The sequence below is a fragment of the Marinobacter sp. CH_CUG1437-1 genome (genome assembly GCF_037029655.1).
Taxonomy (GTDB): domain Bacteria; phylum Pseudomonadota; class Gammaproteobacteria; order Pseudomonadales; family Oleiphilaceae; genus Marinobacter; species Marinobacter salsuginis.
This window is the reverse complement of the sequence record NZ_JAYMEW010000001.1, coordinates 874,682-898,621: the sequence shown is the minus strand read 5'-3', so window position 1 is coordinate 898,621 and position 23,940 is coordinate 874,682. Positions and strand designations below refer to the sequence as shown.

23 protein-coding genes are annotated in these 23,940 nt (G+C 57.6%); 8 read left to right on the top strand and 15 right to left on the bottom strand.

The features are described from left to right. Positions 1-24: 24 nt before the first annotated feature. The 3 genes from WA411_RS04055 to ald all read right to left on the bottom strand — a co-directional run bounded on the left by WA411_RS04055 (position 25) and on the right by ald (position 2,529). A complete protein-coding gene (locus WA411_RS04055) occupies positions 25-636 on the bottom strand; it encodes a Yip1 family protein (protein ID WP_222465536.1) in 612 nt (203 codons plus the stop codon). Between the two features lie 179 nt (positions 637-815). Beyond that, the gene (locus WA411_RS04050; RefSeq protein WP_222465537.1) at positions 816-1,388 is read right to left on the bottom strand and encodes a glutathione S-transferase family protein; all 573 of its coding nucleotides are present in this window, start codon (positions 1,386-1,388) and stop codon (positions 816-818) included. A gap of 22 nt (positions 1,389-1,410) precedes the next feature. Beyond that, a complete protein-coding gene (gene ald, locus WA411_RS04045) occupies positions 1,411-2,529 on the bottom strand; it encodes an alanine dehydrogenase (RefSeq protein ID WP_291904500.1) in 1,119 nt (372 codons plus the stop codon). A 157-nt stretch (positions 2,530-2,686) separates the two neighbouring features. Here ald and WA411_RS04040 point away from each other — a divergent pair, with 157 nt between their 5' ends. Next, entirely contained in the window at positions 2,687-3,490 is an 804-nt protein-coding gene (locus WA411_RS04040; RefSeq protein WP_291904501.1) for a dienelactone hydrolase family protein, read from the top strand. A gap of 51 nt (positions 3,491-3,541) precedes the next feature. On the opposite strand, the gene WA411_RS04035 is transcribed toward WA411_RS04040, so the two are convergent. From WA411_RS04035 to cysZ, 6 genes are all read right to left on the bottom strand, one after another. Continuing rightward, positions 3,542-4,237, bottom strand: a complete 696-nt coding sequence (locus WA411_RS04035; protein WP_136629868.1) for a lysophospholipid acyltransferase family protein — start codon at positions 4,235-4,237, stop codon at positions 3,542-3,544. A gap of 171 nt (positions 4,238-4,408) precedes the next feature. Further along, a complete protein-coding gene (locus WA411_RS04030) occupies positions 4,409-4,615 on the bottom strand; it encodes a cold-shock protein (protein ID WP_008172950.1) in 207 nt (68 codons plus the stop codon). A 239-nt stretch (positions 4,616-4,854) separates the two neighbouring features. After that, a complete protein-coding gene (crcB, locus tag WA411_RS04025; RefSeq protein WP_069182168.1) occupies positions 4,855-5,235 on the bottom strand; it encodes a fluoride efflux transporter CrcB in 381 nt (126 codons plus the stop codon). A 17-nt stretch (positions 5,236-5,252) separates the two neighbouring features. After that, complete coding sequence (locus tag WA411_RS04020; RefSeq protein WP_291904502.1) at positions 5,253-7,703, bottom strand: acyl-CoA dehydrogenase; 2,451 nt, start codon at positions 7,701-7,703, stop codon at positions 5,253-5,255. Between the two features lie 130 nt (positions 7,704-7,833). Then, a complete protein-coding gene (gene rapA, locus WA411_RS04015; RefSeq protein WP_291904503.1) occupies positions 7,834-10,695 on the bottom strand; it encodes an RNA polymerase-associated protein RapA in 2,862 nt (953 codons plus the stop codon). 16 nt (positions 10,696-10,711) lie between these two features. Continuing rightward, the gene (gene cysZ / locus WA411_RS04010; RefSeq protein WP_069182806.1) at positions 10,712-11,461 is read right to left on the bottom strand and encodes a sulfate transporter CysZ; all 750 of its coding nucleotides are present in this window, start codon (positions 11,459-11,461) and stop codon (positions 10,712-10,714) included. A 97-nt stretch (positions 11,462-11,558) separates the two neighbouring features. On the opposite strand from cysZ, the gene WA411_RS04005 reads away from it, so the two are divergent. After that, positions 11,559-11,963, top strand: a complete 405-nt coding sequence (locus WA411_RS04005; RefSeq protein WP_291904504.1) for a VanZ family protein — start codon at positions 11,559-11,561, stop codon at positions 11,961-11,963. A gap of 437 nt (positions 11,964-12,400) precedes the next feature. On the opposite strand, the gene WA411_RS04000 is transcribed toward WA411_RS04005, so the two are convergent. Next, on the bottom strand, positions 12,401-13,063 hold the full coding sequence (locus WA411_RS04000) for a class I SAM-dependent methyltransferase (RefSeq protein WP_291904505.1): 663 nt from the start codon (positions 13,061-13,063) through the stop codon (positions 12,401-12,403). 133 nt (positions 13,064-13,196) lie between these two features. Here WA411_RS04000 and mnmH point away from each other — a divergent pair, with 133 nt between their 5' ends. From mnmH to WA411_RS03975, 5 genes are all read left to right on the top strand, one after another. After that, the gene (gene mnmH, locus WA411_RS03995; protein ID WP_291904506.1) at positions 13,197-14,300 is read left to right on the top strand and encodes a tRNA 2-selenouridine(34) synthase MnmH; all 1,104 of its coding nucleotides are present in this window, start codon (positions 13,197-13,199) and stop codon (positions 14,298-14,300) included. A gap of 142 nt (positions 14,301-14,442) precedes the next feature. Continuing rightward, positions 14,443-15,276: a mechanosensitive ion channel family protein gene (locus WA411_RS03990; RefSeq protein ID WP_222465545.1), complete on the top strand. Its 834-nt coding sequence runs from the start codon at positions 14,443-14,445 to the stop codon at positions 15,274-15,276. Between the two features lie 170 nt (positions 15,277-15,446). Beyond that, positions 15,447-16,004, top strand: a complete 558-nt coding sequence (locus WA411_RS03985) for an aminoacyl-tRNA deacylase (protein WP_136629862.1) — start codon at positions 15,447-15,449, stop codon at positions 16,002-16,004. Positions 16,005-16,086: 82 nt separating this feature from the next. Continuing rightward, the gene (locus WA411_RS03980) at positions 16,087-17,382 is read left to right on the top strand and encodes an FAD-dependent monooxygenase (protein ID WP_291904510.1); all 1,296 of its coding nucleotides are present in this window, start codon (positions 16,087-16,089) and stop codon (positions 17,380-17,382) included. Between the two features lie 41 nt (positions 17,383-17,423). After that, on the top strand, positions 17,424-17,789 hold the full coding sequence (locus WA411_RS03975) for a histidine triad nucleotide-binding protein (protein WP_291904511.1): 366 nt from the start codon (positions 17,424-17,426) through the stop codon (positions 17,787-17,789). A gap of 58 nt (positions 17,790-17,847) precedes the next feature. Here the strand turns inward: WA411_RS03975 and phoU are convergent, their stop codons facing one another. The 5 genes from phoU to WA411_RS03950 all read right to left on the bottom strand — a co-directional run bounded on the left by phoU (position 17,848) and on the right by WA411_RS03950 (position 23,336). Next, positions 17,848-18,570, bottom strand: a complete 723-nt coding sequence (gene phoU, locus WA411_RS03970) for a phosphate signaling complex protein PhoU (protein ID WP_069182178.1) — start codon at positions 18,568-18,570, stop codon at positions 17,848-17,850. Between the two features lie 33 nt (positions 18,571-18,603). Continuing rightward, positions 18,604-19,491: a phosphate ABC transporter ATP-binding protein PstB gene (gene pstB, locus WA411_RS03965; RefSeq protein ID WP_069182179.1), complete on the bottom strand. Its 888-nt coding sequence runs from the start codon at positions 19,489-19,491 to the stop codon at positions 18,604-18,606. Positions 19,492-19,502: 11 nt separating this feature from the next. Then, on the bottom strand, positions 19,503-20,777 hold the full coding sequence (gene pstA / locus WA411_RS03960; RefSeq protein WP_069182180.1) for a phosphate ABC transporter permease PstA: 1,275 nt from the start codon (positions 20,775-20,777) through the stop codon (positions 19,503-19,505). After that, the gene (pstC, locus tag WA411_RS03955; RefSeq protein ID WP_069182181.1) at positions 20,770-22,158 is read right to left on the bottom strand and encodes a phosphate ABC transporter permease subunit PstC; all 1,389 of its coding nucleotides are present in this window, start codon (positions 22,156-22,158) and stop codon (positions 20,770-20,772) included. Before pstC ends, pstA begins: the two co-directional genes overlap by 8 nt. Positions 22,159-22,295: 137 nt before the next feature. Beyond that, positions 22,296-23,336, bottom strand: a complete 1,041-nt coding sequence (locus tag WA411_RS03950) for a substrate-binding domain-containing protein (RefSeq protein WP_227549479.1) — start codon at positions 23,334-23,336, stop codon at positions 22,296-22,298. 197 nt (positions 23,337-23,533) lie between these two features. On the opposite strand from WA411_RS03950, the gene WA411_RS03945 reads away from it, so the two are divergent. Then, positions 23,534-23,938: an acyl-CoA thioesterase gene (locus tag WA411_RS03945; RefSeq protein ID WP_069182183.1), complete on the top strand. Its 405-nt coding sequence runs from the start codon at positions 23,534-23,536 to the stop codon at positions 23,936-23,938. The last annotated feature ends 2 nt before the right edge of the window (positions 23,939-23,940 follow it).

Here is a 23,940-nt window from a genome sequence, read left to right as displayed (position 1 = left end):
CTTGGCATTCCGTTCAGATCCGGCCTATCCGCTGACGAATACCGGCCCTACGCCAAAGTTCCAGAGGATGACTGAGCCGACCCGTGTCGATACCAGAATCACCAGGGCAACAGTCAACAACGCACCGGCATACATGACGGCCCGTTCCTTCTCGATACCCATGACAATCGGCAGCCCGTCGTACATGAGGTAAGCCCCATAGCAGGCCGCAACCAGGAAAACGATGGCGTTGAACCAGGGCACCGGATACAGCAGGGCAAAACCCGCCAGGAACAGGGGCGTGCAGGAGTATGCTGCCAGGGCAATGCCGTTGGAGGGCACGTGTTCCTCCTTGGCACCATAGGTTTTCGCCATCCAGTTAATGGCATAGCCGAGTGCAAAGACGCCGACCAGCATTGCCAGATAGGTGAGCACACTGAGCTGCATCGCACTGATCTCGGTTAACTTGATCAGCCGCTCGTTGCCGACCGTCCAGCCAAAATAGGCCGTCGAAATGTAGGCGCAAACCGGTGCAATGGCCGCAAGAATCAGGACATAGGCCACGTAGACCCGGCGCGGTGTTTCATGTTCTTTTCGTATGGAAGCCCACTCTTCATCAGGATGGGTGAAGAGACCGAACGCATGTGACAGGAGCATGGACAACCCCCTTCTTCGCTGTTGTTGGTATTGTGAAATACGGGATGCGGAAACTGTCAGATCAGCAACCACTCCTTACTCTTAACTATAGTCAAGAATGGCGGATGGGAAAGGCAGAGTGCTCAAAAAATGCGCTGATAGGGGCTGAGGGGCGGCCGGCAGTGGCCGGCCGCCTGAAATCAGGCGTTGCGGGGATCAGTTTCTGCAACCCAGGGGTAATCCCTGTGGCTGTCACGGTAGGACAACAGGCTTTCCACGCCCGAGAAGTCCACCAGGTCCCTGAAGTCGAGCCAATCCACCAGGCAGTAAAGACAGATAGCGGGGTAATTCCAGGTTTCGAACTGACCGTCCTCCACCATCGCCGCCAGCGTACGCAAGGTGGTCATGATCCTCTCGCGCTGGAGGTTGTAGAACATCAGATCTGCGCCAGTATCGATACCGGATTTTTCCGAGAGCAGCATGGTGACCGCAGAATCATTGGCGCCGTCAATCATGGTCAGCTGGTTTTCCTGGTCCCAGGTCAGCGGATCACGGCCCTGCTTGGCACTGATATAGCGAGCAATGATCCGGGAATCATAGATCTCCTGACCGCCGTCTTCGAGCACAGGAATTTTCAGTGTCGGATTGTTGCGCCGCAGTTCATCCCGACCTTCACCATAGATATTGAGATTGACGAATTCATAGGGCTCTTCATCCAGCAGAATACGAATGCGCCGAACGTAGGGTGAAGTAGTGGATCCGATCAGTTTCATGGTTTCTCCGAGGGTTTCACACTCAGGATCCCAACAGGGATTCAGGGTTTGTGTATGGGTGCCCGGTCGCCTCTGCCACTTCCCTGTAGGTCACCTTGCCAGCGGCCACGTTCAGCCCGGCCCTGAGATGCGGATCTTCCTTCATCGCCCGGTCCGGGCCCTTGTTAGCCAGGGCTGCCACAAAGGGCAAGGTGACGTTATTCAGCGCCAGTGTGGACGTGCGCGCGACGGCACCCGGCATGTTCGCCACGCAGTAATGTACCACACCGTCGACAATATACGTGGGATCGTCGTGGGTGGTTGCCCGCGAGGTTTCAGTACAGCCGCCCTGATCAATGGCGACATCCACGATGACGCTACCCTCCGGCATCCGGCGAATCATGTCACGGGTAATCAGCTTGGGCGCCGAAGCTCCGGGAATGAGAACACTGCCAACGACCAGATCCGATTCCGTTACGGCCTGATCCAGAGTCTGGGCCGTGGAAAACAGTGTGGTTATGCGGTTGCCATACAGGTGGTCCAAGTTCCGGAGCACATCCATATTTCGGTCCAGCACCGTCACCTGCGCGCCAAGACCCACCGCCATGGCAACAGCGTTCTGGCCGACAACACCACCGCCAACCACCGCGACCCGAGCCGGACTAACCCCGGGCACACCGCCCAGGAGGACGCCGCGCCCACCCATGGCCTTCTCAAGACAATGGGCGCCTGCCTGGATTGACATACGCCCCGCCACTTCCGACATCGGTGCCAACAGGGGCAAATGGCCCCCGCGGTCGGTGACCGTTTCGTAGGCTATACAGGTAGCGCCGGACTTCACCAGGTCGTCCGTCTGCGCCTTGTCCGGGGCCAGATGCAGGTAAGTGAAGAGTGTGTGTTCAGGCTTCAACATGGCCCGCTCTTCCGCCTGAGGCTCCTTGACCTTGACGATCAGCTCGGCAGTGTCGAATACCTCTCTGGCGGTATCAAGAATCCGGGCCCCCGCCCGGCGGTAATCCTCATCAAAAAAACCGATGGCAACACCAGCCCCGGTTTCCACAAACACCTCATGATTGTGGCCACACAGCTCGTGAACAGCCGCCGGTGTCATGCCTACGCGATATTCGCGATTCTTGATTTCTCTCGGCACGCCGATTCTCATACACAACCTCCAAAACAGTCCGGATTCGCGAGTCTCTGAACGTAGTGTAGTCAAAAGGTCCTATACTGGATTGGCAACTGATTGCATCGGTTTACCGGTTCCCGGCGTAGGTTTCCCGACAAGAAGACAATCCGACCCACAAAGAGCAGGACAGATTATGACAACCCTGAAAATAACAGCGGCAGCCGCAACCCTCTCACTTACTCTGGCAAGCACGCAGGTACTGGCAGAAATGCAAACCAAGACCGTCGAATACAAGATCGGTGAGACCACCTTCACCGGCTACATGGCCTGGGACGACGAGTTCGAGGAGAAGCGCCCGGGCGTTCTGGTGGTTCACGAGTGGTGGGGCCACAATGAATTCGCCCGGGACCAGGCAGAGCGGCTTGCAGCATCTGGCTACACGGCGTTTGCCCTGGATATGTATGGCTCCGGCAAGCTGGCAGACCATCCCGATACCGCCCAGAAGTTCATGCAGGAAGCGACCAAGGATATAGACCAGGTAAAGGCGCGTTTCCTGAAGGCGATGGAAATCCTGCAGAATCATGAAAGCGTTGATGCTTCCCGCATTGCCGCACAAGGCTACTGCTTTGGCGGGGCGGTGGTCCTGAACATGGCCCGTATGGGCGTGGACCTGGACGGCGTCGTCAGCTACCACGGCGCCCTTGGAAGTCCAATCACCGCGGAAGCTGGAACCGTGAAAGCCAGGGTTCAGGTATATACCGGTGGCGCCGACAAGATGGTTCCTTCAGAGCAGGTCGCCGGTCTGGTAAAAGAGATGCAGGACGCAGAAGTCGACCTCACGCTGGTCAGTTTCCCGGGAGTACTGCACTCATTTACCAATCCCGGTGCTGACAAGGTCGCCGAGGAGTTCGGTATGCCGATTGGCTATGACGAAGAAGCCGCGAACCGCTCCTGGAACGGCACCATGCGTTTCTATGAGGAGATTTTCGCCCGGTAACACAGTGGGCTCTGAAAACCAAAACCCGGCCTGACCGCCGGGTTTTGGTTTTTAAAGGGAAGACGCAATGCTGTTGCGAACGTCCGTCATAAGGTCATCCAGAGGCAAAGCCCCGGAGGCCATCGGGGGATGGATGACGATTTCAATCTCACCGCTGCTGAACGCCGCAGAGCCCTTGGGTAAACGCTGGTGAGAACCGCAGATGGTGATCGGAAGGATCGGAAGCTGGCCGTCCTGGGCAATGACAAAACCACCTTTCTTGAAGGGCAGCAATTTGCCATCCCACGAACGGGTACCTTCCGGAAAAATCAGTATGCTAGTGCCATCCGGAAGCTGGCCAACCCCACGCTTGATGCTCTCCAGTGCGTCGCTGCCTTTGGAGCGGTCGATAAACAGGTTGCGGGAAGTCTCCAGGGCCAATCCGAACAGGGGTACCTTGCGCAGCTCCTTCTTGATCACCCATCGGTACTGCAGGCCGAGCGCAAGCACCAGCGCGGGCGGGTCAAAGTAGGATGCATGATTGCTAAGAATCACGTAGCGCTGGCCCGGCTCAATGTTTTCCTTGCCACGCACTCTGAGCCGAATACCGCAGACTTTCAGGATGATCCAGGCATAAACCTGGGTGCCATGGAAGGCTGCATCCCCCCGCTTTCCCACCAGGGCGGCAATCACAATCGGAAAAAACAGAATCAGGGTCAGCAGTATGGCCCAGAACAGGATCCAGGCAGCTTTTAGCACTCGGAGCATGTAACGATTCCTGGAGATCTCGACTTCCGCTTAAACGAGCAGCAGGCCCGTAAAGATTACACAAAGAAGGGATAATGACAAAAGCGAGGCATGACCCAATGTCCTTTTTCAGACATTAAAAAAGGCAGCCGAAGCTGCCTTTTTGGCGGTTATTGCCGAATCCGTCAGGGATTACAGGGCAACAACGTTCTCCGCCTGAGGACCTTTCTGGCCCTGGGTAACGGTGAACTCAACCTGCTGGCCTTCTGCCAGGGTCTTGAAACCGCTGCCCTGAATAGCGCTGTAGTGAACAAAAACGTCCGGGCCGCCTTCACGAGTGATAAAGCCAAAGCCTTTTGCTTCGTTGAAGAACTTAACAGTACCGGTAGTAGTAGACATACTTAAACTTCCTGAAATCAATCATATTATCTGCCGCCTCGCACCTGCATGGTGCCAGGTCGGCGTTTTGCGGAAATACAGAACTCGCGGAATCAAAAACAGGACGGTCACTACTAACTGCGGAGGTACGTCTTATTCATGAAATGCTTTGCTGAATCTTTCCTACGCCCTTCACTCTACTCCTGAATCAGAAGCTTGCCAAGGGTATTTTCGAGAATTTATGTAGGTAGTGGTACCCATCATCCCTTCAACAGACCGAAGGTGTAAATTCCCAACGCTGTCATGAGGATGGAGCCGATCACGTGCGCCAGGATGCCGGTAATCGCCATCGCCCATTTGCCCTCCTGGATGGCGGCAAACATCTCGAGCGAGAAGGTGGAAAAAGTGGTCAATGCGCCACACAGGCCGGTGATTGCAAACAGTCGCCATTCCGGTGCGAGCGCGCTGCCATGGCTAAAGTAGCCGATCAGCAAGCCGATCAGCCAGCCGCCGCTGAGATTGGCAACCAGGGTTCCGTAAGGCACGGCATGGTAGGTGGTGTTCAGCCACAAACCCAGGGCCCAACGCAGGTTGGCGCCGATCACGGCGCCAACGCTGACTGCTACAAAAGACAACCACATTTTAGGACAGATCCCTGTCAGGCGGGGTTGTGATCAATCACAGACTCCTTGTTCTGGGCAAAGGCATCAAAGGCAAAGTCATCGACCGTCAGCATTTCCAGTACCACAGTTTCGTACTGGCGCATGAAATCGGCCTCTTCCTTGGTGTAGACACCGGCCTCAAGCGCGGCCTCGAAACGTTCTTCCGGATGCAATGCTGTCATCGGCAGCTCGCCCTTGGCGTAGGCCTTGGTCACCTTCCGGTAAAGCTGCTCCGCCTTGTCGTAATCCTTCAGCAACCCGTTATAGCGGGCGACCGGATTCTCTACGGTTCCCTCGCTGTCGGTCGTCCACACACTGGCAATCAGCTTGTTGCGGATCGGTGTGTCAGTGGAGATCGCAAGGGCCAGCTTGCGGGCCAGATCGTCATGGGGGCTGTCCCAACGGCGACCCAGTGGCATGGTCACACCACGCAGAACCATCGCGACAGCGCGGTTCGGCAGATTTTGCAGGAACTCATCCAGTGCGTTTTCGGTGCGATGCAGCAGCAGGCTCATGCTGTATTCCATCACTTCCTTTTCACCTTCCACCGGCTGGGTCTCGTGCCAGTTCTTCAGCACCATGGAGGCGAGGTAGAGGTTAGACAGCATATCCCCCAAACGCGCGGAGATCAGTTCACGCATCTTCAGCTCGCTGCCGAGAGTGGTCATCGCCGCATCCGAACACAGACCAAAGGCGGCACTGAAACGGGCAACCGCCTGGGCGTACCTGCGGCTGGCGCTGTCAAACGGCACATCGGCCCGACCAAGCCCCAGAGCCTGGGTAAAGGCGCGGGCCGCATTGCCAAAGATCAGGCCGGCATGGCCGAAGAAGGCATCGTCAAACGCCTTGATATCGTCGTTATCCTTGGCCGCCAGCTCTTTCAGCACGTATGGATGGCAGCGAATCGCACCCTGACCGAAGATCATCAGGCTTCGGGTCATGATGTTGGCGCCCTCAACAGTGATCGAAACGGCCGCACCGCTGTAGCCAATGCCCAGGTAGTTGCGCGGGCCAAGGGTCACTGTCTTGCCACCGTGAACATCCATCGCATCGGTCAGGACACCGCGCTGGAACTCGGTGAGATGGTATTTAAGGATGGCCGACGGCACAGCCGGCTTTTCGCCCTTGTCGATCATGTTAGCGGTGTGGTTAACAGCCGCCTGGGCAATATAGGTCTTGGCGCCAATCCGGGCCAGCGGCTCCTGCACGCCCTCCATGTCTGCAACCGGGGTGTTGAACTGGCGACGGATACGGGTAAACCCGCCGGCGGTGCCGACCGAGTAGGCGGCTGCCCCTGCAGCGCCTGAGGGCAGCGTAATGCAACGGCCAACAGACAGGCATTCAACCAGCATGCGCCAACCCTGGCCGGCCATATCCACACCACCGATTATGTAATCCAGGGGGATAAAGACGTCTTTACCCTTGATCGGTCCGTTCAGGAACGGACTGCCAATCGGGCAGTGGCGACGGCCGATTTCCATGCCCTTGGTATCCCGGGGAATCAGCGCGCAGGTAATGCCGTAGTCTTCGGTGTCACCCAGCAGCCCGTCCGGATCGAACATACGGAAGGCCAGGCCCACAACGGTGGCGATGGGTGCCAGGGTAATCCAGCGCTTCTCGAAGTTGAGTCGGATACCGACCACTTCCTTGCCGTCCACCTTCTGTTTACACACGATACCGGTGTCCGGCAGCGACGTTGCATCAGAGCCTGCGCGAGGACCGGTCAGGCCGAAGCAGGGAATCTCGCGGCCATCCGCCAACCGGGGCAGATAATGGTTTTTCTGTTCTTCGGTACCATATTTCACCAGCAACTCACCCGGGCCGAGCGAGTTGGGCACACCGACAGATACCATCAATGATTCATTGGCAGCCAGTTTCTGCAGCACCGCAGTCTGGGCCTTGGCGGAAAACTCCAGGCCGCCGTATTCCTTCGGGATAATCATGCCGAAGAACTTCTCTTTCTTCAGGAAATCCCATAGCTCTTTCGGCAGGTCCGCCCGCTCGACGGCGACATCCCAGGCGTTGCACATGGAGATTGCCTGGGTGCATTGGTTGTCCACGAAGGCCTGTTCTTCCTCGCTCAGGCCTGTGTTGCGATTGATCAACAGGTTGTGCCAGTCGGGGCGACCGGTAAACAGCTCGCCATCCCAGCCTACGGTACCGGCTTCCAGGGCCACTTTCTCGGTATCGGAAACTTTCGGTGCGACTTTCTTGAACATCGCGAAAATGCGGGGTGTCAGCCAGCCCTGGCGGAACCCGGGCAGGCCGGCGGCAGCGGTGACGGCGGCACCAATAAACAGAACAAGGGCCAGCCAACCAGAGGCAAAAATCAGCGACAGCAGGCCGGTGATGGCCATGACGCCAATCGCGGACATTGCACCGGACTCGCGCCGCATCACTATCAGCAGGCCAGCCAGCGCCACAATAAACAGTATGAAAGTCATCATAGGTTCTCTCTGTCATCCATGGTTCGGGAATGTCGAAGACTATAAACCGTTACGTTTACGGTACCGCATCAGATGAGGGCTGACCAGCAAATGCCGCTCAGTCAGCCAGTTACAGCCGTCCCACCCCGATTTATGAGGTCACGATCACACGAATACCTTCCAGAGCCAGGCTGGCATGGCCTATGGCATCCCTCGCCGCTTCGAACTGGTTCCGGAAAAAGTCGATCTCCTCCTCGCGGATCGCAGGGTTCACTTTCTGCAACGCTTCCAGTCTCCGGATTTCCGGCTCGAAACTGGCAGCTAGCTGTTCAAGCGCCCGGGCTTTCAGGGGCTCCAGATGAGGCTCCGAGAGGCGCTCGACGTGATCCACCATGGTTTCGACCTGGGGCCGAATCTGGGGCACGATAGCCTGGGCCGTGCGCCGGCGGATGTTCGAGCACATCTCGTTCAGCCGGTTGTGGGGCAAAGCCCCCGACAGCTCCTTGCCATTCACGTCCACCAGCAGGCGCAACGGCGAAACCGGCAGGTAGCGGGTCAGTTGCAGAGCGTCTGGCGCCGGGCAGTGCACGGTAAACAGCGCTTCCATCAGCAGCGTTCCCGGAGGCAGGGCCTTGACCGACAGGCTGGCGAGTGCGGCTTTGCCCAGACCGGAGCTGGTCACCGAGTCCATCACCCCGGTGACCATCGGGTGCTCCCAGCTCATAAACGCCAGATCTTCCCGCTCCAGGGCATTCCTGCGATCCCAGGTCACGGTCATGCCATCTTCGGGCAATTCGGCGACATGGCCGGCCCGGTACTGTTCGCCCGGCCGCAGGATATCGGAGTGTTCGGCATGGTCTTCGACATCGACCCCGAGAATATCGAAGGCTTCCATCATGTAGTCCCGAACCTGCTCCTCAGATTCCTCTTCTTCAATGGCGGCAATCAGGTCCTCCGCCACGTCCGGGCGGCAGGAATTCAGTTCAATCAAGGCATCCCGACCGTTTTGCAGCAGGGTTTTCAGGCGCTCCGCCTCTTCGGCGGAGGCTTTAACCAGCTCGTTCGCAATGCTGGCATCGCCATCAATGGCCTGCTGCCATTGGGACTGGACCGCTTCCTGAACCGCAACGCCGACGGCGCAACTTTCGGCAAAAGCGTTCAGCCCCTCGTGGAACCATCGGAACTGGACCTCCTGGCTGGTATCACGCAGGTAGGGAAGATGAATATCGATGGTTTCGGTCTGACCAATCCGGTCCAGCCGACCGATGCGCTGTTCAAGCAGATCCGGGTTGCCCGGCAGATCGAACAGCACCAGGTGGTGGGCAAACTGGAAATTGCGGCCTTCGCTGCCGATCTCAGAACAGATCAGGGCCTGGGCTCCCTGTTCGGTGTCGGCGAAGTAGGCGGCAGCCCGGTCTCGCTCGATCAGGCTCAGGTGTTCATGAAACGCCGCACTGCGGATACCGGCGCGCAGCTGGAGATAGTGCTCCAGGGCCATGGCGGTCTCAGCGCTGGCGCAGATAACGACGACCTTTGCGGGACGCAGGCTGACCAGCTTTTTCTCGAGCCACGCCACCCGGGGATCGTCCGACAGCCATTGCTCCTCGGGCACCAGTTGCTCGGGGGTCAGCCCCTGAAGACCTGAAGCCTGCCCTTCGTACATGGCCGGGCATGGCAGAGGCTCCGGGTTGGGACGGCGTTCGGGGAATCCCTGGATGGCCGCCCGGGTGTTCCGGAACAGCACCCGCCCGGTACCATGGCGATCCAGCAGGGCATCAATGACCGCTTGCCGTGGATGGTCTCCGGTCAGCAGGTGGTCCAGCTCTTCTCCCAGCCATTCCCGCAGCAACTTCTGGTCTTCGGCGCTGATAGCGGATTCTTCGTCCAGAAGCCGGCGGACCACCGCGTTGATCGTCTCGTACTGCTGCTCCTCTTTCCGGAAGGCTTCCAGATCATGGAAACGGGCCGGATCCAGCAGCCGCAACCGGGCGAAATGACTGGCGACACCCACCTGCTCCGGCGTTGCCGTCAGCAACAGCAAGCCCCGGCTGATCGCCGACAACTCCTCAACAATCCGGTACTCCGGGCTGACTTCATCCGGGCTCCACGCCAGGTGATGAGCCTCGTCCACGATCATCAGATCCCACTCAGCCTTGCGGGCATCGTCCTGCGCCTTCTGGCTTTGCTTCAGGAAATCGAGACTGCAGAGCACCAGTTGCTCGCTCTCGAAGGGATTGACCGCGTCTTCGTCGCCAAAAATGTGGTTAACCAGGGCGTCGACATCGCTTTCCCGCTCTTTCAGGGCATCGTAGCGACCCTGATCCACGATCGAGAACCGCAGATTGAAGCGCCGAAGCATTTCAACCAGCCATTGATGGGTGAGGGAATCCGGCACCACGATAAGGGCGCGTTTCGCCCGCCCGGTGTGCAGCTGATAATGCAGGATAAGCCCCGCCTCGATGGTTTTGCCAAGGCCGACTTCATCGGCCAGAAGCACCCGTGGCGCATGGCGCCGGGCAACTTCATGGGCAATATAGATCTGGTGCGGCAGGTGCTGGGTACGTGCACCTATCAGCCCCTGGGCCGCAGACGCCCTCAGGCGGTTCATATGTTGAAGGGTCGCATACCTCAGACGAAAAGCGCCGTTGCGATCGAACTGGCCCGCGAAAAGCCGCTGGTGTGGCGCTGAAAAGTTCACCGAGCCCGCAAGTTTGACCTCGGAAATTTCATGCAGGTCGGTGCCATCGTCGGCGTGGTACATGAGCACGCCACCAATATCCTCGACCGCTCGAACGATGTACCGCTCGCCGTCAAAGGTCTCAATCTCCTCGCCCAGCTGATAGATGATGCGGGACAAAGGTGCGTTATCAATCGCGTAGGTGCGTTCCTCATCGGCAGCAGGAAACCCCAGGGTTACCCGACGTCCGGAGATATCCGTGACAATGCCCAACCCCAGGCCGGTATCACTGTGGCTGACCCAACGCTGACCAATAACAAATTCCGATGTATCCAAGAAACCTCCAGACCAATTACGTTCTTGTGGCGCCGTTCTCACGCACCCAGTAAGCCGTTGCCCCGCACACCGCCGCAGGCACCACGAACAGGTTCAGTACTGGCACCATGGCAGCCAATGCCACTGGCACTCCGAAGCCGAAAGCAGACAAGCGGGTATCACCGAGCAACCGGCGCAGGGCGGGGAAACTGACCTTGTGGTTGTCTGCCGGGTAGTCCACGTATTGCAGCGCCATCATCCAGCTGTTGAAGAGAAACCAGAGAACAGCCGCAACCAGATTGACGACGGGTATCAGACCGATAATCAGCAGGCCGATAGCCCTCGGCAGGTAATACAGGATTTTCTGAACCTCACGCCAGAGCGCACGTGGAATATCCTTGATGATGGCCGCCCAGCTGTCGTCGGTATTCACTTCCTGACCGGTCAGGTGCTTTTCCGTCAGCTCGGCCAGATAGCCGTAGAAAGGGGAACCAATCAGGTTGGCAACGATCACAAAGCCGTAGGCGAGCATGAGCACGATGACTGCGCCGTAAAGAATCCAGAATAGCCAATCCAGCGCCTGTAGCCACGCCCAGTCCGGCAGCCAGGCCATGGCGGCGGCAATCAGCCCGGCAAAAAGCTCTCCCATAAAGAAGAAGAGCAATCCGAAGAGCAAAATATTAATAACCAGTGGAATAATGACGAACAGCCGCAGACCGGGCTGACGAATCAGGCGGAAACCTTCCCCCAGGTAGCCCAGTCCACGAAAAAAATTACCCTTGAGCATCGCTGGCAGGACCTCCGCTTCCATGACAATGACGGGCCGCAAAGCATATCATGTTGACAACATTCCCACAGCCCGAGAGCACTCAGGGACTTCCGCGATGGATACACTGAAACAACAACTCACCAGTCTGCTGCAGTACCGGCCCCTTTGGCGGGCAGCCTTTGTGATTTCCGTGCTCGCCATCGGGTTTCTTGCAACAACCGACAACCCTTACCCCATTCCCTCCTCTTCAAGCGACAAGATAAACCACCTGGTCGCCTTCCTTGAGTTGACCATCCTGACACGACTGGCCTGGCCGGAACTGCGGGCAATCTGGTTTGTACCGGCGCTCCTCGGCTTTGGTCTGGGCATCGAAATCATCCAGGCAAATCTGCCCTACCGCGAATTTTCTCTGGCAGACCTGGCTGCCGATGGCGCAGGCATCGCACTTGGACTCCTCCCCTGGCCGGGCGTTCGAAAACTGGGAAAACCGGATTTGCGAAATTCGCCAGGATCTTTGTAAGAGATTTCTTACAAAGGCGTGAGATCTTGCAGTGATATCACGTGCGCAGTGGTGCGAATACGCCCTTAGCATAAACCTAACCCGTTGATAACCATATTTTATTGGATGCGACCTCGCTGAGAACACCTGCGCCCCGTGCACAGTTCACGCGTTTGTAAGAATTCAATTGGTATAGTGTTTACATCAAGGACGACAGGGAAAAGGACGACGCACTGGATGCACCCCGGCACGGAATGCAGGGAGAGGCAGGGACTCAAGGACGCCTCGCTTAAGGGATAACTATTCGGATAGCCGGCTCGGATGCCGGCACCACGGAGTGGCTCAAGGATCTCGCAACACGGCTGTTGCCCAATGCGCACGGATGCGCCGACCTGTTCCGAGAAAGGGTAACCGACTGGTTGCCCTTTATTTTTTATACGCTTCCTGCTGCATCCCCGTTATCTGGCGACGCCTTCGGCCAGATAGATGCGCACCTTATTGAACTCCTCGAATTCGTGAAGATCTGGCCAGGTCCGGGCCTCAATCGTTGTCTGCCTGCGATAGGCACTGTCACCCAACACTTTCATTCGTGAATCCGCCAGAAGCACTCTAGGTGCCGCCTCTCGAAAAACGCCGAGCAACGGTCGGTTTTCCGGGTCGTAGAGCACATCCGCCGCTGTTACGACATCGAGCTCATCCGGGCGATCTGCCCAGTCCTGGCAGAGGCCAACGGAAACGCCGTTAAGAGCCGCATTGGCACTGGCTGCGTCCAGCGCTGCCGGATCAATATCACAGGCGATGGCTTCACGGGCGCCAGCCATCGCCGCAGCCACGGCCACTATCCCGGAACCGGAACCAAAATCGAGAACCCGTTTGCCTTCGACCAACCCGGGGTTGTCCAGAATCCAGCTGGCGAGCACCTGACCACTGGCCCAGCAAAACGACCAGTAGGCAGGTTCGGCAACCACTGCCTGGGCTTCTTCGTGGGACAGGGGCCCCTCAAGAACGGTCGGGTCAAACAGATAAAGCGCGACGCGCTCACAGCCAGCGGGACGGGACACGGCAACCCGGCCACGGGCCAGCGTTTTGCGAAGATGCGCATTCAGACAGTCGGCTGACATGGGCTATCCAACCTCAGGTTTCAAGAAGGCGACATTGTACCCATGACAGGGACGGGAAACAGGGCGCGACAAGCAGAAAACCCCCATTTCCGCTATACTGCCGCCTCCATCTGACAACTGGTTTACCGCTGAAATGGCAAGCAGACCCGACACCGACGACTACCTTTCCCTGTTCCTGAATGACGTACCACTGATGGACGTCCGGGCACCGGTGGAGTTCAGCCGTGGCAGTTTTCCGAACACGGAGAACGCGCCCCTGATGAACGATGAGGAGCGCCACCGGGTCGGCATCTGTTACAAGGAAAAAGGCCAGGACAAGGCCATTGAGCTCGGCCATCAGTTGGTGTCCGGTGACAGCAAGGCCCAACGCATCGAAGCCTGGAAACGCTTTGTTGCCCGGCATCCCGAAGGTTATCTGTTCTGTTTCCGGGGCGGCCTGCGGTCCCGGCTTACCCAGGAGTGGATACGGGACGCTGGCATTGACTACCCGCTGGTCAAAGGCGGCTACAAGGCGCTGCGCCGGTTTCTGATTGACAGCCTGGAAGCGCAGGTCAAATCTGGTGAGTTCCGGATTCTCAGTGGTCGCACCGGCACCGGCAAGACGCGGGTTCTACAACAGCTGCCGAACCCGGTGGATCTAGAAGGCCTGGCCAACCACCGGGGGTCCAGTTTCGGGCGCCAGGTGACCCCCCAACCTTCACAGATCGATTTCGAAAACAGGCTGGCCGTGGCCATGCTCAAGGCCCACCACCTCAAGGGCGGCCCGATCTACCTGGAAGATGAGAGCCGGCTGGTGGGGCGATGCGCCCTGCCCGAATCCCTTAAAAACCGCATGGCGGAGTCGCCACTACTGATTCTCGAACAACCCATGGAAGAGCGCATTGGCATCATCCGGGAGGACTATGTCGAGGGCATGTTTGCGGATTACGTGAACCGCGACGGAACCGAAGCTGGCTGGCTGAACTTCCGGGACTATCTGCTGAGCGCCATCGATCGCATCCGCAAGCGCCTGGGTGGTGAACGTCACAGGAAACTGCGAGGCCTGATGGAAGAGGCGCTGCTGCAGCAGGAAACCACCGGACGGACTGGCACCCATGACGCCTGGATTGAGGCACTGCTGAAGGACTATTACGACCCCATGTACGACTACCAATTGGGCCAAAAGGAAGGCCGGATTCTGGTCCGCGGGGGCCCAAAAACCATTCTCCAGTGGGCCAGCGAGCGCTCAATTGCGTAAGCGACTGAATGAACATTTTTTCCTGCGACACACATCTCTGACATTTGTCTGCTATATACAGAAGTAGACGAATCACGTTGTTGCAAGATTTTGTCCGTTAATCCAATACTTATGAAAAATATCAACGAACAAGGAGTCCATTATGGAAGATCTCTTCGGCGCTGAGGGAGGCGCCTCGGAACTCATGAATCAGGCCACAGCTCTGGTCATGACCTACGCACCCAAGGTCGTTCTGGCCATTGTCACTCTGATTGTGGGTATGTGGCTGATCAACCGGTTTGTCGGTGTTCTCGACAACAAGCTGGGCAAGAAAGACCCTACCCTAAACAAGTTTCTCTGCGGCCTGATCGGAGCAATTCTCAAGATTCTGCTTCTGATCTCTGTCGCCTCCATGGTTGGCATTGCCACAACATCGTTCATTGCCATCATTGGTGCTGCCGGTCTCGCCGTCGGTCTTGCGCTGCAGGGCAGCCTCGCCAATTTCGCTGGCGGCGTGCTGATCCTTATCTTCAAGCCTTTCAAGGTTGGCGATACGATTGATGCTCAGGGCTACCTTGGCTCCGTCCGGGAAATCTCCATCCTTTACACCATTGTCGATACCTTCGATAACCGCCGGATCGTGATCCCGAATGGGCAACTGGCCAACGCCAGCCTGACCAACCTGAGCGCCTATGAAACCCGTCGTTGCGACATGAGCTTCGGCATTGGCTACGGCGATGACATCGACAAGGCCAAGGCCGTCTGCAAGCGCCTCATCGAAGAAGACGAGCGGGCACTGAAAGACCCAGCACCCCTCATCGTGGTGGGCGCCCTCGGCGAAAGCTCCGTCGACCTGACGGTTCGGGCCTGGACCAAGTCCGCTGATCTGTGGCCCTTCTACTGGGACATGCACGAGAAAGTGAAGAAAGCGTTCGACGCCGAGGGCATCAGCATTCCGTTCCCTCAGCGCGATGTGCATATGATCAAATCCGACTGAGATTCGCGATCGGTTTCTCATTGATACATCCGGTTACTCGCAAACTGCGTAACCTCGACTAAGCTGACCATTAATGGCGGGGTTTAGCGACCCCGCCAGGCCATCGGGGCCAGGCATTCTGATCCACACGGGCTCCGGAACGCTGTCATTGCTGGTAGGAGGTTGTCACTATGCCGGTACAGCAGTTGAAGGAATTCCTCGATGAGGCAGGTGTCGAGTACATGTGCCTCTCTCATCCCCCTGCGTATACCGCCCAGGAACTGGCCCACCACGTAAAAATCGCCGGCGACCGCGTCGTAAAAACGGTAATCATCGAGCTCGATGGCAAAATGGCGATGCTGGTGATGCCGGCGACCTGGCGAATCCGCTGGGACAGGCTATCCCGTATTCTGGACACCGACTTTATTGATCTTGCGGACGAACAGGAATTCAAAGACCGCTTCCCGGATTGCGAAGTAGGTGCCATGCCGCCCTTTGGCAACCTGTTCGGTATGACCGTGTACTGCGCCGAAGCCCTGACCGAACAGCCGGAACTGGCCTTTGCCGCTGGCAGCCACAGCGAATCGGTCCACATGAAAACTGCCGATTTTATTAACCTTGTGCAACCGATGGTACTGAACCAGGGCTTCAATAAACCGGGGGCCCAGAAGCCCGCCTGGCTGGTCAAAGGCCGTCGCCGGCCAGAGGAGGCTGACAAGCAGCGGGTATCAGGCATGGTCGGGTATTGAGGCTTTTTCTGCCGGCTTGATCCCGGTCTCTTGTCTGGCTGCCGCCATCGCGTAAACTTGGGGCATCAGACAGGAAACCTATATGACTCAAGCCTTTGATATTGTGGTAGTTGGCGCCGGTATGGTCGGTGCCGCACTGGCCACTGGCCTCGGCCAGAATGGTTTCAGTGTTGCACTCATTGATCGGTCTCCGCCGCCCGCCTTTAGTCCAGACACCGCCCCGGACATCCGGGTTTCTGCGCTTAGCGCCGGCAGCGAGCGCTATCTTCAGAGCCTCGGCGCCTGGGACCACATCCTTGGAATGCGCGCAACGCCTTACAAGCGACTGGCCGTCTGGGATGAAACCCGCTTTCCGCTACAGAATCTCGTGCCCCGGAAACTGGCCGAAGTCCAATTCGACGCCACCGAACTGGGCGCACACCACCTGGGACACATCGTCGAGAACTCGGTCACCCAGCAGGCACTCTGGCAAACCGCCGACGCTTGCCCCCATGTGACGTTGTTCCACGGCCATGGTGTTGCCTCCCTGGCACAGTCCGGTGATACGGCGACTGTTACTCTGGACGATGGCCGCGAGCTACTCGCAAGTCTGGTAGTCGGTTGCGATGGCGCCCAATCCCGAATCCGGGACGTCGCCGGCATCGGGACCACCCGGAACCAGTATGACCAGCAGGCCATGGTCATCTCCGTGCGTTATCAGGGGCCGGTTGAAGACATTACCTGGCAGGGCTTTCATCCCTCGGGGCCCCGAGCCTTCCTGCCATTGCACAGTGCCGGCCCGGAGCATGCCGGCGAAAGCTGGGGTTCCCTGGTCTGGTACGATTCACCCGAGGAACTCGCTCGCCTGAAATCGCTGGACGACAGCACCCTGATGAGCGAAATCCAGTCATCATTTCCCGCGAGCCTGCCACTGCTGACCCACATCGACAGCAAGGCCTCGTTCCCCATCGCCCGGCAACATGCCAAACAATACCATTCCGGACGCGTGGTTCTGGCCGGCGATTCCGCCCACACCATCAACCCCTTGGCCGGCCAGGGCGTGAACCTGGGCTTCCAGGATGCCCAATCCCTGCAATCCGCGCTCAAGGAAGCCAAGCGGGCCGGCGATGATCTGGCGGACCCGAAGTGGCTTACCCTGTATGAACAACAACGCCGGCCGGCGAACCGCCGAATGATGCTGACCATGGATCTGTTCTACCATCTGTTCAGCAACCGGATTCCGCCGGTCCATCTGCTGCGCAACCTGGGCCTGGGCGCCGCCCGCGCCCTGCCCTTCGCCCGCAACCGCGTGGCCCGCTACGCCATGGGCATCGACGAGGAACTGCCGGCCGTAGTCAGGCAGATAACTTCCCGGATTCCGGGCCTGAATCAGCTTTAACATCGAACAACAATCCCAAGGACAATTTAGAAGGAGTCACCATGTCAGAGACGATTTTCACCAAGATCATCAACCGCGAGATCCCCGCGGACATCCTCTACGAAGACGACATCGCCCTGGCGTTCAGTGACATCAACCCGCAGGCGCCAGTCCATTTTCTGGTCATCCCCAAGAAAGCCATCGCCACTATCAACGACATCACCGAAGACGATCGGGAACTGGTGGGGCATCTTTATCTGGTGGCAGCGAAGATTGCCAAGGAGAAGGGGTTTGCCGACGATGGCTACCGGGTTGTCATGAACTGCGGGGAGAACTCAGGGCAGACCGTGTTCCACATTCACCTGCACGTTCTTGCCGGCAAGCCGCTGGGCTGGCCTCCGTATACCGATAAGATGAAGCAGGGCTGATTGCTTTAGGCTTGGGTGGAGGGCCGGCCCAGCCCCTCCAGCCACCCAAGTCAAACGATCAGCGGCCAACGACTTTCTCAGCTTCCTCCACCGGCGTATGACGAACGTCCTCGCCTTTGACCATGAAGATCACGTTCTCGGCGATATTGCACGCGTGGTCACCTACCCGCTCCAGAGCACGGAGCACCCACATCACGGACATGCACCGTGAAATGTTGCGGGTATCTTCCATCATGAACGTCAGCAGGGTGCGCGCCGCGGCCTGATATTCCTCGTCGACGCGCTTGTCTTCCTTCATGATCCGCAGGGCCTGCTCGGAATCCAGGCGGGCAAAAGCGTCGAGGGCATCGTGGAGCATGCTGAGCACGTGGGTGCCGATGTGGCGCACTTCCACGTAGCCGCGTGGCGCCTGGCCTTCTTCCTGCAGCTTGATGGCCAGCTTCGCAATCTTCTTGGCTTCGTCGCCCACCCGCTCCAGATCGGCAACCATCTTGATGACCGAGATCACCAGTCGCAGATCCCGTGCCGTCGGCTGCCGACGGGCGATGATCAGAGTGGCTTCCTCGTCGATCTCCACTTCCATCTTGTCGACTTTCTTGTCGTTGGCGCGGATTTCGTCGGCCATGTGACCGTCACCATCCACCAATGCCTGAATGGCATTCTCGACCTGGGCTTCTACCATCCCACCCATTTTCAGGAACTCGGTCTTGAGCTCCATCAGTTCGTTGTTGAACTTGTGGGAGATGTGATCCCCGTAAACGTCGTCCTTCTTCGTAGGCATACTGTTCTTCTCCAAAATTCCTCAGGTCCGGAATCAGCCGAAACGGCCGGTGATGTAGGACTCGGTCAGTTCGTGTTCCGGGGAGGTGAATACCTTGTTGGTCTCGTTCACTTCCACCAGGTGCCCCAGGTGGAAATAGGCTGTACGGTGGGATACCCGGGCCGCCTGCTGCATCGAGTGGGTAACGATAACGATCGTGTAGCTCTCAGACAGCTCGGCAATCAATTCTTCCACTTTCGCCGTGGCAATAGGGTCCAGCGCCGAACAGGGCTCATCCATCAGAACCACTTCCGGGCTGACAGCAATGGCGCGCGCAATGCACAGACGCTGCTGCTGACCGCCGGACATGCCGGTTGCGTTGGCGTCCAGGCGATCCTTTACCTCATCCCAAAGGCCGGCCTTGCGCAGGCTGGTTTCCACAATTTCGTCCAGATCGGATTTGCGATTGGCCAGACCGTGAATTCGGGGGCCGTATGCCACGTTGTCGTAGATGGACTTGGGGAACGGGTTGGGCTTCTGGAAAACCATGCCGACCCGGGCCCGCAGCTCAACGACATCCCGTTTGGGATCGTAGATGTCGTGGTCGTCCAGTTTCAGGGAGCCCTTTACACGACAGATATCGATACTGTCGTTCATTCGGTTCAGGCACCGCAGGAAGGTGGATTTACCGCAACCCGACGGACCGATAAAGGCAATGACCTCGTTACGGCCAATGTCGAGGCTGATTTTTTTGATGGCGGGAGAATCGCCGTAGAATACCTCGACATCCCGAAGCTTGAACTTTGGGTCGTCCGAGAACGGCTTCCCGACGGTTTTCCCTTCCTCAATGATGGTTTCAGCGGGTTTGGATTCCTGAACTGGCACGGCGACCTCATCCGGTTGGGAAACTTCACTGGCAATGGTTGTATTCACACTATTCATCTTGATTCTCCTTACCACCGGCGCTCAAGGCGTTTGCGCATCCAGATGGCCAATGCATTCATGCTGATCAGGAAGGTCAACAGCACCATGATGGCTGCCGACGCACGTTCAATAAAGGCTAGTTCCGGGCTGCCGGCCCACAGGAAGACTTGTACGGGCAGAACGGTGGCCGAATCAAAGAAGCCGTCGGGCACATCCACAATAAAGGCCACCATGCCGATCAGCAGCAACGGTGCGGTTTCACCCAGAGCCTGGGCCATCCCGATGATGGAACCGGTAAGCATTCCAGGCATGGCCAGCGGCAGCACATGATGCAGAACCACCTGCATCTTGGAGGCGCCGATACCTTCGGCGGCCTCGCGGATCGAGGGCGGAACGCTTTTGATTGCGGCCCGGCTGGAGATGATGATGGTTGGCAGCGTCATCAGTGTCAGCACCAGGCCACCAACCACCGGAACCGAACGCGGCATCCCGAAAAGATTGATGAACACGGCCAGGCCCAGCAGACCAAAAATAATGGATGGCACCGCCGCCAGGTTGTTGATATTGACCTCAATGAAGTCGGTAAACTTGTTCTGAGGCGCAAACTCTTCCAGATAGATCGCTGCGGCAACACCAATCGGGAACGACAGGATCAGGGTAACGAACATGGTCAGCAACGAACCGACAATTGCGCCGAGAATACCTGCCTTGGATGGATCACGGGAATCGCCACCACTGAAAAACACATCATTGAACGATGTTTCGATGACATCCCGCTCCAAAAGCTCATCCACCCAGGCTTTTTGCTGATCATTCAGCTTGATCGAGTAGGCGTCATCCCCTGCGTGCTTGACGTAGACATCCACGTCGGTGTGCGTGAGGAATGTCATGGATTGGGTGGTACCCAGCCATTCCGGATTGGCCTTCAGTGCATCCCGGAGCGTCACCGATGCGTAGGGGTTTATCAGTTCGCGAACGTTTTTCCGGTCATCCTCCGTTGCACCAGGTATCTCCTTGATCAACGCCTGAACCAGCGGCTCGACAAAATCAGCCATCTTGATCTGACGCTCGTCCGTGGGATCATCCAGGTACATCATTTCACCATCCAGGTTTACATCCATGGTGATGGTGGTTTTGACGAAGCCGGTGTAACCCTTGCCGATGATATCGGTGAACAGGATTATCAGGGCCCCCAATGCAATGGCAATGGCCATGACGCCGTAGGCGCGGAAACGGCGTTCCTTACGGTAGCGGCGCTTGAGCGACTGGCGGACAATTTCCGCCTGTGAACGTTGATCAGTCATACTGTTCCCGATATTTGCGTACGATTTTCAGTGCAATGACGTTGAGCAACAGGGTTGCCAGGAAGAGCATGGCGCCCAATGCGAAGGCAGCCAGCGTCTTGGCGCTGTCGAATTCCTGGTCACCGGTAAGCAGAGTCACGATCTGGACAGTAACGGTGGTGACGGTTTCCAGCGGATTGGCAGTCAGGTTGGCCGCCAGGCCCGCCGCCATGACCACAATCATGGTCTCGCCGATAGCCCGGGAGACTGCCAGCAGAATACCGCCCATGATGCCGGGCAGCGCAGCCGGGAAAATCACCTTCTTCATGGTTTCCGACTGCGTCGCGCCCAACGCTAGGGAACCATCCCTCATGGCCTGGGGCACTGCATTGATAACGTCATCCGAAAGGGACGAAACGAACGGAATAATCATGATGCCCATAACGGCACCTGCTGCCAGGGCACTCTGGGACGACGCCTCAATACCAATCGAGGCAGCAAGGTCACTGATAAACGGTGCCACGGTCAAAGCGGCGAAGAAGCCATAGACCACAGTCGGAATACCCGCCAGCATTTCCAGTAACGGCTTGACCACGCCGCGAACCTTCTTGCCGGCATATTCGGACAGGTAAATCGCCGAAAGCAACCCGACCGGAACTGCCACAGTCATGGCGATGGCTGAGATCAGCAGGGTGCCGGTGAACAGGGGGATCATGCCGAAAGCACCCTCGGATGCTACCTGATCGGCCCGAAGGGCGGTCTGGGGACTCCAGTGGCTGCCAAAGAAAAACTCGGTGAACGGGACTTTGCCGAAAAACCGGAATGTCTCGAACGCTACCGAGAAAATGATTCCGACAGTGGTCAATATGGCCAAAGCCGCGCAGGCGAAAAATACCCATTTTAGTATGGATTCAACCTGGACACGGGCATTCAAATGCGGCCGGATTCTTAACCAGCCCAGAAAGCCCGCCAATACAGCAACCGAGACAACCAACGCAGACATCAGAAACTGGCTCTGGGAGCGCAGTGCCTTTAACCGTTCCGCAGCCTCGACAATGGGCGCTTCAACAAATCCAGGCGGCAATGCTCCGCTGGCGACGTTACTGATCTTGCTCAGCAAGAGACTTGCTTCACCATCGGTAGCAGGAACCATATCCTGAGGCAGGCCACCAATCACGATTAACTGAATCACTTTGCCTTGAAAAGCCATCCAACAGCCCAGTACCAGCAGAGCAGGGATAACGCTCCATAAAGCCGCCCGGGCGCCATAGTAAAAAGGCAGGGACTTCAGATGACGAATCCCGCCCATAGGCATCGCTAATGACCGGGAACGAGCATATCCAAGACCATAAGCCACGACGGCCATAACCAGGGTCAGTAATAAAAGATTAGCCGGTTGCATGAAAATTCCTGTATTCGACTTCGGATTGGCACACAGTTTACAGGCTCAGCCCTGCACTGGCACCGGATCACCCAAACGTGCAAAAGGCGCGAGCCTCGATCGAGACCCGCACCTCTGTTCCTGACCGGACTGCGGTCTTATTTGAGCTCGTCCAGGGTCAGGTTGGGCATATTCTCTGCCTTGTCCATCAGATCCATCAGCGCAGCGCGGGGCGGCACGATCAGACCAACATCTTTCAGGTAGCCGTTCTGGCCCATGGCGGCGTTGCTGGTGAACTCGCTGACATATTCCTGAATGCCGGGAACTACACCAACGTGTGCCTTCTTCACGTAGAAGAACAGCGAGCGCGCAACCGGGTAGTCATCGGCTGCAATCGCTTCAGCGGTCGGTATCTTGCCATTCAGAGTAGCGGCCTGCAGACGGTCGGAGTTCTCTTCCATAAAGCTATAGCCGAATACGCCGTACATGCCTTCATCGCCAATCAGCTTCTGCACGATCAGGTTGTCGTTCTCACCGGCTTCGATGAAGGCGCCGTCTTCACGAACGCTTTCACAGATGGAAGCGTGCTCGTCCTTGCTCAGATCGGCGGCCTCAGGCAGTTCATCGCAACCAGCGGCAAGAGCCAGCTCGTTGAAAGAGTCACGGGTACCGGAAGTCGGAGGAGGCCCCATCACACGGATCGGCTTGTTCGGCAGACTGGCGTCAACGTCGCTCCAGTTCTTGTTGGGGTTGGCGACCCACTCGCCGTTAACGGGAACCTTGGAACCCAGGGCCAGGAACAGCTGCTCCAGGGTAATGTCGAGGTTCTCGGCTTCCTTGGAGCTGGCGATCACGATGCCGTCAGAACCAATGCGGAATTCAGTGATGTCTTTGACACCGTTGCTCTGGCACAGTTCGAACTCGGAGGTCTTCATGCGACGTGACGCATTGGTGATGTCCGGGTGCTGGGTACCAATACCCTGACAGAACAATTTGAGACCGCCGCCTGAACCGGTGGATTCCAGCTTGGGGGTGCTGAAGTCGGTCTTGGTGCCGAAACGCTCGGCAACAACCGTGGCGAACGGATAAACAGTGGAAGAACCCACGATGCTGATGGTGTCACGGGCCATGGCCGGTGCAGACATGGCGGCTACAGAGCCTGCCAGCGCTACAGTCGCGAGTGCTTTGTTCAGTTTCATCACGTCAAGTCTCCATTATTCGGTTTGGACGTTGTGTAGGATGTGCTTTACCGATGAATGCAGACTAATGGCACTCTGTGACAACTTTGTTACAGCCTCTGAAATATAGTCAGGAATGTTCAAATTTGCTTGCAGCGGCGCTCCAGCCCGTTACCATGCGGGGTAAAACAATTCCAGGCTCGCAAGAAGGCAGTACTATGACAGCGTTAGACGACGACAAACCCACGCCCCGTGGTGATCTTACCCTCCAGGTCATTCCTCTCCCCGCCGATACCAATGCCAATGGCGATGTCTTCGCCGGCTGGCTGGTAAAACAGATGGATCTCGCCGCCGCCACCATGGCCGGGCGTATTTCCCAGGGTCGCAATGCCACGGTGGCTATGGATCGGATGGAGTTTTTGTCACCGTTGCGGGTCGGATCACAGGTAGGTTGCTACTGCGAGCTTGTCGATATTGGCCGCAGCTCCATGAAGATCAGCGTGGAAGTGTGGACCCTGGACCGGACGGCCAAGAACCCGCGCAAGGTGACCGAGGGTCTGTTTGTCTATGTCGCCATCGATGAGCATGGACGGATCCGGGAAGTCCCCGAACAGAACCTCTAGGC